The 13,919-nt window shown below is 61.5% G+C and carries 14 protein-coding genes; 4 read left to right on the top strand and 10 right to left on the bottom strand.

Features of this window, described 5'->3' with window-relative positions; genetic code table 11:
- Nucleotides 1-41: 41 nt before the first annotated feature.
- On the top strand, nucleotides 42-1,514 hold the full coding sequence (locus CLV45_RS07425) for a cellulose synthase family protein (RefSeq protein WP_100335725.1): 1,473 nt from the start codon (nucleotides 42-44) through the stop codon (nucleotides 1,512-1,514).
- Entirely contained in the window at nucleotides 1,511-2,857 is a 1,347-nt protein-coding gene (locus CLV45_RS07420; protein ID WP_100335724.1) for a hypothetical protein, read from the top strand. Before CLV45_RS07425 ends, CLV45_RS07420 begins: the two co-directional genes overlap by 4 nt.
- Before the next feature lie 15 nt (nucleotides 2,858-2,872).
- Here CLV45_RS07420 and CLV45_RS07415 read toward each other — a convergent pair whose 3' ends face one another.
- From CLV45_RS07415 to CLV45_RS07395, 5 genes are all read right to left on the bottom strand, one after another.
- Complete coding sequence (locus CLV45_RS07415; RefSeq protein ID WP_100335723.1) at nucleotides 2,873-3,388, bottom strand: rhodanese-like domain-containing protein; 516 nt, start codon at nucleotides 3,386-3,388, stop codon at nucleotides 2,873-2,875.
- 302 nt (nucleotides 3,389-3,690) lie between these two features.
- Nucleotides 3,691-4,029, bottom strand: a complete 339-nt coding sequence (locus CLV45_RS07410) for an arsenosugar biosynthesis-associated peroxidase-like protein (RefSeq protein ID WP_100335722.1) — start codon at nucleotides 4,027-4,029, stop codon at nucleotides 3,691-3,693.
- Nucleotides 4,030-4,124: 95 nt separating this feature from the next.
- Nucleotides 4,125-4,664, bottom strand: coding sequence for a heme NO-binding domain-containing protein (locus tag CLV45_RS07405; RefSeq protein ID WP_157807347.1), 540 nt, complete (start codon nucleotides 4,662-4,664; stop codon nucleotides 4,125-4,127).
- 119 nt (nucleotides 4,665-4,783) lie between these two features.
- Nucleotides 4,784-5,650 (bottom strand): anti-sigma factor, encoded by an 867-nt coding sequence (locus CLV45_RS07400; protein WP_100335720.1) that lies wholly within the window; start codon nucleotides 5,648-5,650, stop codon nucleotides 4,784-4,786.
- A 2-nt stretch (nucleotides 5,651-5,652) separates the two neighbouring features.
- The gene (locus CLV45_RS07395) at nucleotides 5,653-6,210 is read right to left on the bottom strand and encodes an RNA polymerase sigma factor (RefSeq protein ID WP_317045096.1); all 558 of its coding nucleotides are present in this window, start codon (nucleotides 6,208-6,210) and stop codon (nucleotides 5,653-5,655) included.
- A 235-nt stretch (nucleotides 6,211-6,445) separates the two neighbouring features.
- Here CLV45_RS07395 and CLV45_RS07390 point away from each other — a divergent pair, with 235 nt between their 5' ends.
- Nucleotides 6,446-7,843, top strand: a complete 1,398-nt coding sequence (locus CLV45_RS07390; RefSeq protein WP_100335719.1) for an NAD-dependent succinate-semialdehyde dehydrogenase — start codon at nucleotides 6,446-6,448, stop codon at nucleotides 7,841-7,843.
- Nucleotides 7,844-8,106: 263 nt separating this feature from the next.
- Here CLV45_RS07390 and CLV45_RS07385 read toward each other — a convergent pair whose 3' ends face one another.
- The 5 genes from CLV45_RS07385 to CLV45_RS07365 all read right to left on the bottom strand — a co-directional run bounded on the left by CLV45_RS07385 (nucleotide 8,107) and on the right by CLV45_RS07365 (nucleotide 12,985).
- The gene (locus CLV45_RS07385) at nucleotides 8,107-8,871 is read right to left on the bottom strand and encodes a YdcF family protein (protein ID WP_100335718.1); all 765 of its coding nucleotides are present in this window, start codon (nucleotides 8,869-8,871) and stop codon (nucleotides 8,107-8,109) included.
- Nucleotides 8,872-9,000: 129 nt separating this feature from the next.
- Nucleotides 9,001-9,357 carry a thioredoxin domain-containing protein gene (locus tag CLV45_RS07380; protein ID WP_100335717.1) on the bottom strand — a complete coding sequence of 119 codons (357 nt, stop codon included), beginning with the start codon at nucleotides 9,355-9,357 and terminating at the stop codon, nucleotides 9,001-9,003.
- A 142-nt stretch (nucleotides 9,358-9,499) separates the two neighbouring features.
- Complete coding sequence (locus CLV45_RS07375; protein WP_100335716.1) at nucleotides 9,500-11,284, bottom strand: DUF885 domain-containing protein; 1,785 nt, start codon at nucleotides 11,282-11,284, stop codon at nucleotides 9,500-9,502.
- A gap of 35 nt (nucleotides 11,285-11,319) precedes the next feature.
- Nucleotides 11,320-11,901, bottom strand: coding sequence for a hypothetical protein (locus CLV45_RS07370; RefSeq protein ID WP_157807346.1), 582 nt, complete (start codon nucleotides 11,899-11,901; stop codon nucleotides 11,320-11,322).
- Nucleotides 11,888-12,985, bottom strand: a complete 1,098-nt coding sequence (locus CLV45_RS07365) for an AAA family ATPase (protein WP_100335714.1) — start codon at nucleotides 12,983-12,985, stop codon at nucleotides 11,888-11,890. The genes CLV45_RS07370 and CLV45_RS07365 overlap by 14 nt, the downstream gene beginning before the upstream one ends.
- 272 nt (nucleotides 12,986-13,257) lie before the next feature.
- Between CLV45_RS07365 and CLV45_RS07360 the strand changes: the two genes are divergently transcribed.
- Nucleotides 13,258-13,848, top strand: a complete 591-nt coding sequence (locus CLV45_RS07360; RefSeq protein ID WP_100335713.1) for a helix-turn-helix domain-containing protein — start codon at nucleotides 13,258-13,260, stop codon at nucleotides 13,846-13,848.
- Nucleotides 13,849-13,919 lie beyond the last annotated feature (71 nt).

Genomic DNA, 13,919 nt, shown 5'->3' with positions numbered 1-13,919 from the left:
CGCCCGTTTTGATTTGTACGTTGACTTTGTTGCCCCTTTAAATGCAAGGACTGGAAATCGTTCTTCTGGTTCTCTACGGACTCTGCCTGGCCTTTATTCTGGGCTTTAGTCTGACGCAGTTCCACCTCACCCGCCTGGCCCGGCGCGCCTACGCCCGGCCGCCCCGGCCCGTGCCCCCGGCGCCGGCCCACTGGCCCCGCGTGACGGTGCAGCTGCCCATCTACAACGAACTGTACGTGGTGGAGCGCATCATCGAGGCCGCTGCCGGGCTGGATTACCCCGCCGATAAGCTCCACATTCAGGTCCTCGACGACTCCACCGACGAAACCGTGGCCCTGGCCGCCGCCGCCGTGGCCCGCCACCAGGCCCAGGGCCTGCGCATCACGCAGGTGCGGCGGCCCACCCGGGACGGCTACAAGGCCGGCGCCCTGGCGTACGGGCTGCAGGAAACCGACGGGGAATTCATTGCCATTTTCGACGCCGACTTCGTGCCCGAGCCCGATTTTCTGCGCCGCACGGTGCCCTACTTCGCCGAGGCCGCAACCGGGGTGGTGCAAACCCGCTGGACCCACCTCAACGAGGAATATTCCCTGCTGACCGAGCTGCAGGCCTTCGGCCTGAATGCCCACTTTCTGGTGGAGCAGGTGGGCCGCAACCGGGGCGGGCACTTCATCAACTTCAACGGCACCGGCGGGGTATGGCGGCGCCAGTGCATCGAGGATGCCGGCGGCTGGCACGCCGATACGCTCACCGAAGACCTGGACCTGAGCTACCGGGCCCAGCTGCGGGGCTGGCACTTCGTGTATTTGCCCGGGGTGCAGGCCCCGGCCGAGCTGCCCGCCGAGCTGCCCGCCCTCAAGTCGCAGCAGCACCGCTGGACCAAGGGCGCCGCCGAAACGGCCCGCAAGCACCTGCGCCAGGTGCTGCGCTCGGGCCAGAGCACCAGTACCAAGCTGCACGCCGCGTTTCATTTGCTCAACAGCACCGTCTTCGTGGCCATTCTGCTGATGGCCGTGCTCAGCGTGCCCCTGCTCTACATCCGGGAGTTTGAGCCCCGGTTTCAGCCCGTTTTCCGCCTGGCCTCGGTTTGCATTCTGGGCTTTTTGCCGCTGACCTACTACTTCTACACTGCCTGGCGGGTGGGGGCTCCGGCGGGTCGGCTGCGGGAGTTTGTTCCCCGTTTTCTGCTGTTTCTGGCCGTCACCATGGGGTTGTCGCTGCACAATTCCCGAGCCGTGCTGGCGGGCTTGGCCCGGCGCCCCTCGGCCTTTATCCGGACGCCGAAAATGGGCCTCGTCAAGCGGCAGGGCACCTGGATTGGGCGCCAGTACCGCACCGGCCGCCTCGACGGGCTAACCGTGCTCGAAGGCCTGCTGGCGTTGTATTTCCTGTTCGGACTGGGCCTGGGCCTCTACCTGCGCAGCTACGGGCTGCTGCCGTTTCACAGCCTGCTCACGGTCGGTTTCGGCCTGATTTTCTACTACTCGCTGCGGCACAACCGCGCCAATTCGTGAGCGGGCGGCCTACCGGCGCACAGGGGCTGGCGGCTTTGCTGAGCCTGGCTGCCTATGCCGGGCTGGCCTACTACACGCCGCGGCCGGCTTTGGGGCAGTTTATAGCCCTATCCGGACTAGCCACGGCGGCGTACTGGTGGCTGCTGCGTAGCTCGTTGCCGCTGCGCTACGGCCTGCTGCTGGCCCTGGCCGTGCGCCTGCTCTGGCTGCCCGCCGTGCCGGCCCTGTCCGACGATTATTTCCGCTTCCGCTGGGACGGCAACCTGGTAGCGGCCGGGCACAACCCCTACCTGCTGACGCCCACCGCCCTGCTGGCTTCACCTACTGATTCGCGCGTTTCGCCGCTGCCGCCGCTCACCCGCCCCGAAATCCGGCACCTGTACGAGCAGCTCAATTCGCCCCACTATTTTTCGGTGTACCCACCCGTTTGCCAGGCGGCTTTCGGCCTAGCCAGCAGACTATTTCCCCGCGATGCGCAGGGCTTCATCCTCGTGCTGCGCCTCGTGATTCTGCTGGCGGAAATGGCCACGGCCCTGCTGCTGCTGCGGCTGCTGCCCCACCTGGGCCTGCCCGCCGACCAAGCCCTGCGGTACCTGCTCAACCCGCTGGTCGTGGTGGAGCTGGCCGGCAACCTGCACTTCGAGGCCCTGCTGATTTGCGGCCTGCTGGCGGCGGTGTGGCTGCTGGTGCGGGGGCGCTGGGCCCTTTCGGCGGCGGCCCTGGCCGGGGCCATTGCCACTAAGCTGCTGCCCCTGCTGATGCTGCCCCTGCTGGCGCGCCGCCTGGGTTTCCGGCCGTTTCTGCGCTACGCCAGCCTGACGGCAGTGGTGCTACTGGCGCTGTTTATCCCCTTCATTTCCGCTGATTTGCTGCGCAACCTGAGCCGCAGCCTGGACTTATACTTCCACAAGTTTGAGTTCAACGCCAGTCTGTACTACCTGCTGCGGGCGGTGGGCTATTGGCAAACGGGTTACAACCAGATTGCCCGCCTGGGCACTTTCCTGGCCCTGGCTACCGGCGCCGGAGTGCTGGGGCTGGCGGCCTCCGAGCGGCGTCCAACGTTGCTCACGTTGCCCCGCGCCCTGCTGTTTGTCCTCACTCTGTACTTTGCCCTGGCTACCACCGTGCACCCTTGGTACCTTACCACGCTGGTGGCCCTGAGCACGTTGACCCACTACCGGTACGCGCTGGTGTGGTCGGCCCTGATTCCGCTGTCCTACGCGGCGTACCAAACCCGGGCCTACAGCGAAAATCTGGGCCTGGTGGCCTTGGAATATACCGTGGTTGCGGCCGTGCTGCTCTGGGAAATAACTCGTCGGCCGCTCCTGCTGCACCCGGAATAACGGGGTTGCGGCAACTTACTCGTACACCTTATTGCCCTTGCTGAGCCAAAGGCTCCACAGGGCCGAATACGGGTGCACATTCTGGGTCAAACCCTGCTGGTTGTACACCGGCCGGCCTTCGTTGACCCACTGAAAAATGCCGCCGTACAGGTTTTGGACTTGGGTAAAGCCCAACGCCCGCAGCCGCTCCCCCACCCGCTCGCTGCGGTAGCCTACGGAGCAGTATACCACCACTTTCCGGTCCCGGGGCAGGTCGGCAAACGTGGCTTTTTCGTAGGTATCGAAGTCCACGAACCGGGCGCCCGGCAGGTGGCTGACCCGGTACTCGGCCGGGGTGCGCGTGTCGAGCACGACCACCGCGGCCGGGTTTTGCTGCAGCTCCTGGGCCAGGGCCGCGGGCCGGACGACGGGCACGGTGTTTTTGTAGAGCGTGCGCAGCAGCCGGTCGTAGCCCGGGTTGTCGCCCGTCTGGGCCTTGGAGCCGCAGGCCGACAACAACAGCCCCCAGGCCAGAAAAGCAGGTCGTTTCATTTCACACCAAGGGTTAATGTGCTAATGTGTTGGAATGTGCTGATGTGCTAATGTTTAATGTGGCTGAATGTGCAGAATGTGGGGAAATGTGTCTTTGCCAAAAGGCACGACGAAGGCAGCCGTCCACTGCCCAGGTAGCCACGCCCTTTTATCAGAAAGCCCTTTTCGTCATTACACGCCAAGGCTCGTCAGGCAAGAGAATCCAGCACATTTCAGAGGACGGATGGCTTCGCAAGCTCGCAAGGACATATTTCTCACATTCAGCCACATTCAGCCACATTAAACATTAGCACATCAGCACATTACATAGACAATTCCTTGGCTTTGTTCATCATTTGCACGCCGTGGACCAAGGCGGCGCCGCCTTTGATGGCCGCGGCTACGTGCACAGCTTCCATCATCTGAGCTTCGTCGGCGCCTTTTTGCAGGGAGTCGGAAGTGTAGGCATCAATGCAGTAGGGGCACTGCACGGCGTGGGCCACGGCCAGGGCAATGAGGGCTTTTTCCCGCTCGGTCAGGGCGCCTTCCTTGAATACTTCACCGTAGTACTCGAAGAACTTGCGGCCCATTTCGGGCTGCCACTCCGAGATATTACCAAATTTGGCCAAGTCGGCGGGGTTGTAGTACGTTGATTTTTCCATGATAGAACTGCGTGTAGCGGGCTGCGGCCCAAGGAAGAAAAGAAAAATATACGGATGGCGGCCAGCAAGCTCAACCGCCAGGAAGCTAACTTACACTACCGCCGCCGCACCCGGATAATGACTTGCTCCTCATTTTCCCGGGTCAGGGGCTCGACTTCAATTTCGTCGGCCTCATCAAAATACACGGCCAGGCCCCGGATGATTCCCACGGCCAGCGCGCCCATGCGTCGCTCCGACTCGTAGCGCACCTCCAACTCCTTGTCGGTCAGCCGGGTGACGTGCAGCGTCGGCGGGCGGGTGCCGGGTGCGTCGCGGCGCACGGCCCCGTGCATGGCCTCTTCGGTGTTTTCAATCATGGCCAGCGTGTCCCAGCCGGGCTGCACGTAGCGCTTGTACACCAGCATGAGGTCGGGCACCAGAAACTCGCCAAACTTTTCCTGCAGCCGCTCGGCCGGAATCCCGGTCATGAGAGCGGCCTGCCCGACCAGGGCGTACATGTGGGCGTCCGGGTACACCTCGTTCATCTCAAAGTCGGCGCTAGACAAGCCCGAAAGCTCTACCAGCCGCAGCCAGGTGCTGTGGTCGTACTGGGTTTGAACGAAGCGTTTGAGCAGGTTGATAATGGAGCCGTGCACGGGTGGTAATAAAAAAGGTACTGGTACTACTACCACCAGAAGCCGCTTATTGTTAAGCTTTCTTCCGAAAGTACCAGTACCAGCACCGTGCAGCTACGCAAGAAAAGTGTGTAGTCGGCTTAGAATTTCCCTAAAACCGTCATCGTCGATAAGGTCGGATTTTCACTACCCCCGGCGGGTTCTACGGTCATGGCGAAGGCCTCGGCGCTGGCCACGTCCTTCATCTGCTGCAGACTGTCGCCGGCGGTGGTAGCGGCGGCCAGCACACCCGCATCCACGGGCTTGCCTTTGTCCATGGCCCAGAGCTGGTACTGCTTGCCTTCGGGCAGGGCGGGCAGGTTGCGCACGTCTACGTACACGGCCTTGGTGGCCACGTTGTAGAGCACCCGGGCCTTGGCCTGGGGCGCGGTGGGCGTGCCGGCCAGTTCTACCTGCCGAAACTGCTCACTGCGCAGCACGGCCAGCTCCTGGGTGCGGGTATCAAGGCGCTTTTCCACGGCCTGCATGGTCGAGGCCACCCGCGACTGATCGGCTTGCAGGGCCACCAGCTGGGTTTCGCTGTCTTTCCAGCGGTTGTACAAAATCAGGTTGGCCGCGGCGCTCAGTACCAGCAGGGCTACCGAAGCCGCCATCATCCAATTAAAGCCGGCGGCCGGCGCTTCCTCCGCCACCGGGGCCGAGCTAATAGGCCGCACCACGGGCTCGGGGGCCGGAGCCGCCGCTACGGGCGTCGGCGCGGGCGCCGTTTCCTCCTGCCGAATGGCGGCCTGCCAACCAGTCAAAACCCGCTCCCGCATCCCGTCCGGCGGGTTTTGGGCATGGGCTTGGGCGTAGGTTTCCAGGCCTTGCTGCACAAGGTCCAGCTCCTGCCGAACTTCTGGGTATTCGGCGGCGTAGCGCTCCACTTCGGCGCGCTGCGCCTCGTCGAGCACGCCCAGAGCGTATTCTTCCAGAATTCCAGATTCGATGTACTCCTGAATGTTCACGGCTATCGAATCAGTTTAGAAAGTACTTTGATGGCCGCCCGGGCCCGGGTTTTCACCGTTCCCAGCGGCAGGTTGAGTTCTTCAGCCACTTCGCTTTGTGTAAATCCGCCAAAATAAAGCAGGTCAATGATTTGCTTTTGCTCCGGAGCCAGCTTACCAGTCATTTCCTGCAGACCAATGTGCTCAGGCCGGAACGTGGGAGTTGCCGCCTGGCGCAGCGCGGCACTATCTTCGATGGGCTGCGTGCGGGTATCTACGCGGTACTGCCGGGACCGGATTTTGTCGATAGCCAAATTCCGGGAAACATTCAGCACCCAGGTGAAAAGCCGCCCTTTGGTGGGGTCGTAGGACTGGAACGAATGCCAGATTTTGACCAGGCTTTCTTGCAGCACGTCTTCGGCAATTTCCTCTTTCTTGACGATGCGCAGAATAACGCCGTACAAAGCCGCCGAATACTTATCGTAGAACAGCGTCATGGCCGATTCATCCCGGTCGCGAAGGCGCTGCACGAGCAGCTCTTCGGAAACGGATGTCGGTGATTCGGGAGTGGTGGGAGACACAGGCAACAGCTTTGAAAGGCCGACCGCACGTACGCTACGCGCTCAGCAATGAGACGAAAGTACACTATAAACCTTATTCTGCAGTAAGCAGCGTCGGTTGGGTTGCGTAAAAGTACCGGGGCGCAGGTCCTACGGTGGTGCTTAAGGCCGCGCCGTATTCACCAAGCCCTATGTTTTGCCTAACAGCACGCTATTGTAGTTGTTTGTAAACTTTCTGAGCTCTTTTTGTTTTCTCATGGCCATCGAATCCTTTAACCCCTATACCGGCAAGGTGCTGCGGCGCTTCCGGGCCTTTTCCTGGACCAAAACCGAGCGAATCCTGACCCAGGCCGCCCGGGCCGCCACCGCGTGGCGCGAAACTACCTTTGCCACGCGCCGCGCGCTCATGCACCGGGCCGCCGAGCTGCTGCGCGAGCGGCAAGACGAGCTGGCCCGCCTCATGGCCCTGGAAATGGGCAAACCCGTCGTCGACGGCCGGGCCGAGGTGCTCAAGTGCGCTCTGACCTGCGACTATTATGCTGACCACGCCGAAGATTTTCTGCGCGATGAGCAAATCAAGACCGAGGCCCGGCGCAGCTTTATTGCCCACGAGCCCCTGGGCGTGGTGCTGGCCATCATGCCCTGGAACTTCCCCTTCTGGCAGGTTATCCGCTTTGCCGCCCCGGCCCTGATGGCCGGCAACGTGGGCTTGCTCAAGCACGCCTCCAACGTGCCCCAGTGCGCCCTGGCCCTGGAAAAAATCTTCCACGACGCGGGCTTCCCGCCCGCCACGTTCCGCACCCTGCTCATCGGCTCCGATTTGGTGGAAAAGCTGCTGCAGGACGACCGGGTGAAGGCCGCCACGCTGACCGGCAGTGAGCTGGCCGGCTCCAAAGTGGCTGCCACGGCCGGGGCCCAGATCAAGAAAACGGTGCTGGAGCTCGGCGGCTCCGACCCCTTCGTGGTGCTGGCCGACGCCGACCTGGAGCTGGCCGCCAAAACCGCCGCCCAGGCCCGCATGGTCAACGCCGGGCAGAGCTGCATTGCCGCCAAGCGCTTCATCGTCGATAAATCCATCGTCAAGCCCTTTATCAGCCAGCTCAAAACCCACCTGCTGGCTTTGCGCACCGGCGACCCGCTCGACGAGGCCACCCAGTACGGCCCCCTGGCCCGCCCCGACCTGGCCGACGAGCTCACCAAGCAGGTGGAAGACACGGTGAAGGCTGGGGCCAAAGTGGAGCTGTTCGGCGGGCAGAAAGCGCCCGGCATGGCCCTGTTCCGGCCCATGATTCTGTCGAACATCAAGCCCGGGCAGCCGGCTTACTACGAGGAGCTCTTTGGCCCGGTGGCCCTCATTCTCGAAGCCCGCGACGAAGCCGACGCGGTGCGCCTGGCCAACGACTCGCCCTTCGGCCTGGGCGCCTCCGTCTGGACCCGCGACCAGCAGCGCGGTGAGGCCGTGGCCCGCCGCATCGAATCGGGAGCGGTGTTCGTGAATGCCATGGTCAAGTCGTCGCCGGAAATGCCCTTCGGCGGGGTCAAGAAGTCGGGCTACGGCCGGGAGCTGTCTTACCTGGGCATCCGCGAATTCGTGAACCAGAAAAGCATCTGGATAGCCGGCGAAGCCCCCGTGGTCAAGAAGAAAGTAGAGTGATTTTGAATGTGGAAAATGTGAGGAATGTGGTTGAATGTGTCCTTGCGAGGAAGAATGACATTCGGCGCCTCAAGCGGCGTTAATCCGTCCGCTGCGCAGGTAGTCACTCCCTTTTACTAGAAAGCCCTTTATTCCAGTTGGAGTAAAGGGCTTTTCATTTGAGGACGGGCAGCATATTTCAGAGGACGGATGGCTTCGCAAGCTCGCATGGACACGAGTCCTCACATTTTCCCATTCAACCACATTCCTCACATTCCCCCACCTTAAATATAGCCCAGCAGCTTGTAGGTCAGGAAGCCGAGTAGCTCGTGGAGCAGGTGGCTCCAGCGGCCTAGGGCGGTGGCGTCGGGCAGCCAGTAGGTAAGGGAATGGAGGCCCCGGTCTTCGGTGCGAAAGTCGACGGGGAAGGGCGTGGGATGCAGGCCTACTTTGGCGAAGCAGCCCAGGGCCCGGCGCTGGTGGAAGGCCGAGGTAATGAGCACCAGGCTCTTGAGGTCGGGGTGCTGGGTGAGCAGCTGCTTGGTGTAGAGGGCATTTTCGCGGGTGTTGCGGCTGCGTTCCTCCAGCAGAATATCCTGGCGGGGCACCCCGGCCAGGCGCAGCAGGGTAGCAATATCGTGGGCTTCGGTGTGGGCCACTTCCCGCAAGGAGCCCGAGCCCCCGCTGATAATGATGCGGCGGATGCGCCCGGCCCGGTAGAGCCACAGCGCGTGCGTCACCCGGTCGGCGCCCTCGGCTAAGTACACCCGGTCGTGGGGCGACTTCTGGGGCCGGGTCACGCCGGTGAGCAGCACGCCCGCGTCGTGGGGGGCAACGGTGCGCAGCGGTACGGGTGGCAGCTCCCAGGCCAGCCAGGCCTCGTTGACCAGTCCGCCATTAGTGCCCAGCACCACGACGGCCAGGGCCGCCACCACGAAGCCGCGCTGCCGGGCGGGACGCCGGCTCAGCAAGGCCCCACCGAGCAAAGCTAGCAGCCAGATGGCGGGCTCCAGCAGGTAGGGCAACGTTTTGGAGACAATGAAAAACACGGCCGCGAAGCTAGGAGGAAATTAGCGGGCCGACGCCCTAGAACCGCAAAAACAACAGCAGAAACGTAGTTAATAAGGCCAGCAGGGCCCACAGGTCCTCGTGCAGCCGCAGGCGCAGGAGCCGCTAGCTTAGTGGTTTTGGGGCAGAAACTCCCGCAGGCGCTCCAGCATGTCGAGCACTTGCTGCTCGGTGGTCAGCGTGTCGCACTCCAGGATGCGGCCCTGGCAGTAGCTCACGAAGAACGGGGCCACTTTCTGCTGCATCAGCTTCTTGGCCACCGGACTTTCCTCCGAGGCCAGGCGCAGAAACAGGATGGTTTCGTAGGGTTCGTCGTTGGCAAACTGCTCGAAGGGCGGGGCCAACGACGCACAGATTTCGCAGTTGTCGGAGGTGAACTTGGCCAGCACCTTCATGTGCTCGTGGGTATAGCGGCGCAGGCCCTCATCGTCGGTATCGTAGACGCGCTGACGGTCTTTCTCTTTCATAAAACGGGTAAAAAACTGAAGTAGCAGTATACGGCCCGCCAGCGGATTCAGGTATGCCTACTGGGCATAAACAGAACGTCATGTCGACCACTGGTCGACATGACGTTCTGTTGCAATACCGGCTAGCTATTTACCGCTTTCCTTACGCCGGCTTTTTGAGCATCATCGTGCGGATGTAGCGCACCGGGGCGCTGCCGTAGCTGAGAAACTGCTCGTTGAAGGCTTTGAGGTCAAACTGGCTGCCCTGCTCCTTTTTGAGCTCCTGGCGCAAATCGTAGATTTCGGTGTAGCCGGTGAAGTAGCTGGCCAGCTGCACCTGGCTCAGGGTGGCCCGCTTCCACTTGTTGGTAGCCTCCGACTGCTCCTGGAACCCGTCGCGGGTGAGCAGGGCCACGATGCTGGCCTCGGAGGCGTTGTTGACCTGGATTTCGTGGTCGAGAATGGCGTTCAGGGTCACGCGCATATTCCACTTGTCCCACATGAGCCACATTTCGTCGGTGTTGCCGCCGTAGCCGCTTTCCAGCATCATGCGCTCGGCGTACACGGCCCAGCCCTCAATCATGGCCCCGTTGCCGAAGATAGATTTGATAAGCGAAGGACTGCGGTTGGCGTACACGAGCTGGGTGTAATGCCCCGGAATGGCCTCGTGGATGTTGAGAATCTGCAGGGTGTACTCGTTGTACTCGCGCAGGTAGCTGTTGGCCTGCTCGGCGGGCTGCCCGTCCAGGGGCTCCACGTTATAATAGGTGTCGGCCGACGTATCATAAGGCCCGGGGGCCGACACGGAGGCGCCGGCCCCGCTGCCGCGCATGTAGAGCGGGGTTTCGCGCACCACCAGGGGCTTGGTCGGGTCCTGGGTGAGCAGTTTCTGGTCGTTGACGAACGTAACCAGGGTTGGAATCTGGGCCTTCACGGCGGCCACGAAGCCGGCCGGGGTGGCGTGGTTCTGGGAGAGCCGGCTGATAACCTGCTGCACGGCAGCCAGCGAATCGGCGGGCCGGGGCTGGCCGGCAAAGTACTTGGGCCAGAGCCGGGCGGCCCGCTTCTTCATGTCGCGCAGCAGCTCCTGCTTGTGCTGCTGGGCCTTCTGGTAGACCTGGTCGGCCGAGTAAGTGCTCTGAATGTCGTAGGCAAACTTCCGGTCGTAGAGAGCCTTGCCTAGGCGGAAGCTGCGGAACTTGCCGGCCGGCAGCACTTCTTCCTGGAGAAACTTGATGTAGTTTTCGAGTACCAGCTTGGTCGTCGCCACCCGGTCACGGAAGTCTTTCTTCTCCCGCTCACTCAGGCCCGAGCGGCCCAGTGAATCGAGCAGGGCGGGCCCGAACACCGCCAGTGCCCCCTTGCTTTGCTGAATAGCCAGCTTGGTGTGCTCCTGGGTCGGGTTTTGGATGTTGTCCTCGGCGGCGGCGTAGTAGTCGGAGGCCCGGGAAATCTTCAGCGAGATGCTGCGCAGGCGGCGGTCCAGGGGCTGGTAGCGGCCGTTCAGGATTTCGGCCACCGACGAGCCCAGGTTGTAGCTGGCCGGGTTCCACTGCCACTCCCGCAGCGTGTCGGCGTACCACCGGGCGCTATTGAGGTAGTTTTCAATCAGCCGGAAATCGGTCTGGTTATTTACCGACAGCTCCCCGACCGGGAACGTGCCCAGCTGCCGGCGCACCCGGGCTTGGTCCTTGGCTTCTACTTGGCGGCGGGCCGCGTTGGGCACCACCAGCAGGGAGTCGTAGCGGTGGTAGCCCTGGCTGCTGGCCCACTCGGGGTTGTAGTACCAGAGCGAGTCGATAAACTGGGTTTTAAACCGCTCGAAGTTGGCGTCGGCGGTGGGCGCTTCGGCCGAGCCGGCGTGCTGTTCCTGCCCGCAGGAGGCCAGGCCCAGGGAAGCCGCGCAGGCGGCCAGCAAGAGCAGTTTGGGAGTAGAAGTTGGGGTCATATAAGGGATTTAAAATCAAGAAAATGTAGGGCGCCTTAGCCGTTCGGAGGGGCCGCCAGGGCGTACCAGCCAAATCTAGCCGGTACGGTGGCGCAGCTATGGACAAACGAGGTTATGCGAAAGGGAGTAAGCTTATTAATCAGCAGTTGAGCAATGTCGCCACGCAACTTGAGCTGGGCATCCTGCTTCAGCTTTTGCCGCGTTTCGCGTCGGTCGTCCGCATTGGGAGTAGGGTCTTCTTCCAGCAACAATACTACCCGAAGGTCGGTGTCGTTTGCCAGTAGCGCGGGCGAAAATGGGCCAAGCTCCGGGTGGCGGCTCCGCGGCCATAGCGCCAAGGCGGCCACAGTATCAAGGGCTTTGCGCAGTACTTCCACGGCCAGCTCTCCCGAAAGCAGGCGTGGCCGGTTGGCCACGGCGTGGCCGCGAAAGTCCTTTACCTCTATCAACAGCAGCACGGGGGGCTGCTGGGGAGCGGCCACGACAAAATCGACGGCGGCCATATCGGTGCCGGTGCGCACTACCGGGCCGCGGTAGTACTGGCAATCATCGTATTTCAGCACCGACCACTCCAGCGGAAAGAAAAGCCGTAGCGCGCCCTCCTCAAATGTCTGCATCTTCCTGATTCAAGACGTTCAGGAACTTGTCCGACTGCTCCAACTCCGCATCCAGGGCCACGATATCGGGTAAGTGCTCCAGGTTGTCGGCAGCGGTGACGGTAGTAGCCTGGCCCGGCTCGGCACTCAGCCCGAAATAGCGCACCGGCGTTTTCAGCTCCCGCGAGAGAATGTGGAATTCCTTGAGCAGAAACAGGCTGTGCGTAGCCAGAATAATCTGGAAGCCCTGCCCGGCCAGCTGCACCAGCAGCGCCGCCAGCTTCTTGAGCAGCGCCGGGTTGAGGTTTGCCTCGGGCTCGTCCCAAAATAACGTAGCACGGGGCGTGAGGCTACCGTTGCTCAGCAGCTTTTGCAGCGTACCAAACTTGCGTAAGCCTTCAGCTACGAGGTTCATTTCCATGCGTTCTTCCTTCGGATAAACCAAAAAGAAAGAGCCATTCTGTTCCTCTACTTCTCCACCTAACAGTTTGGTTAGCGCTGAAATTGCTGCTGCTGCTGCTTGCTCAGGGTTCTGAAGGGCCAAACCACTGAGTTGGCCGAGTACATCCAAATATGTCTCATCCATCGGCAGCTTAAACTGGCGGGAAGCAGACAGCATCCACCCGAGCGTCAATACTTCTTTAGCCGGGATAAATACTGGTGGAGCAAACCATTGCACAACATTTTCCCAAGAGTTTAACCCAATATTGGACTCATGAGAACGGTTGGATTGAAAAGAAAGAACTCCTGGTGAATATGACTGATTATGAAAATCATATTCTATTCGAGCCTCTTGAGGTACTGCCTCCCGACGAATGAGCTGTCTTAAACGAGCGGGAGATGGCCGGAATACTGTGAGCAGCTTCTCGTGTATAGTTATTGTTTCCTCCTTTCGAGGTAGTGAAACATCGTTGGAATTATTGGATGCTTGATAATCTTCCAATAGATGCTTGCTTCCAAAACTATTTAACACCGCATACCCCAGCTTCAGCACGTGGCTCTTGCCTGTTCCATTCGTCCCCACAATAACATTCAGCCCGCGACTGAACTCAAACTCGGCCTCGGCGAAAACGGTGAAATTCTTAACGTGCAGGCGTTTTAACATGGTGCGAAGCTAAGGCTTTCCCGTCGTTACGCAGAACTCGCGACTGGGTATGGAGCTAACCCGCCGGCATAACCGCTACGGCAGTCATCTGTCACAAAAGTGGAAGGGCTGCCTAATCTTGTGACAACAACCTGTCACAAAGTACGCCTGTCACAATTTTTTTGTGACGCCGGTAATCTGTGACAAGTTGGTGTCACAAACTTTGCTAGCTTGAGAAAACTTGTGACACCGGCGCTACCGGCGGCATTTGTCTTCCCTATTTACTTATTGTTATGCCCCTCTCCTCCGGCCGCGGGCTGCTCCGTCAGCAGCTAGCCCTGTCCCAGCACGATTTGGCCATCTACCTGCGCGTGTCCCGTGAGCAGCTGGGGCAGGTCGAAATTGGCCGCCGCGGCCTGCCCCCGGTGGCTGCCGAACGCATGGCCCGCCTGCGCCAACTACTGGCGGTACCCCATGATTCGGTTCCTGCCGAGCCCCCGCTGACCCCGGCGGAAACCGACCCGGCGCACACCGCTAACATCGAGGTGGTCGACGAGATGCGGCGGCGCCTGCGGATCGTCCGGCACGAGGCCGGCAATGCGCGCTATGAGCTCAGCCTGCTCCGGGACCAGGCCCCGGCGCTGCGGCGGCGGGTGGCGGTGCTCAGGGCGCTGCAAGCCACGCTGCCCGCCGTGCCCCCGGCTGGGCAGGACGACCCCGACGGGTTGGACCGGCTCTGGTACGAGCACCACATCGACGTGGCGGAGCACAAGCTGACCAAGTGCGGCCGGCTGCCCCAGAGCCTGCTCGAAAACCGGATCCGGGCCCTGGACCTGGAAATTGCCACCCTGGAAAGTCTCCTGCCCCCGGCCCCGGCGGAATAGTCTTATCAGGAATGGCAGTAGCGCGAACTTTGTAGTTCGCGTGGCTGAACGACCATCGTTGCAACGATTCT

The organism is Hymenobacter chitinivorans DSM 11115 (assembly GCF_002797555.1).
Taxonomy (GTDB): Bacteria; Bacteroidota; Bacteroidia; order Cytophagales; family Hymenobacteraceae; genus Hymenobacter; species Hymenobacter chitinivorans.
Note: the sequence above shows the minus strand (reverse complement) of the source record. Positions and strands in the feature narration are given on the sequence as shown.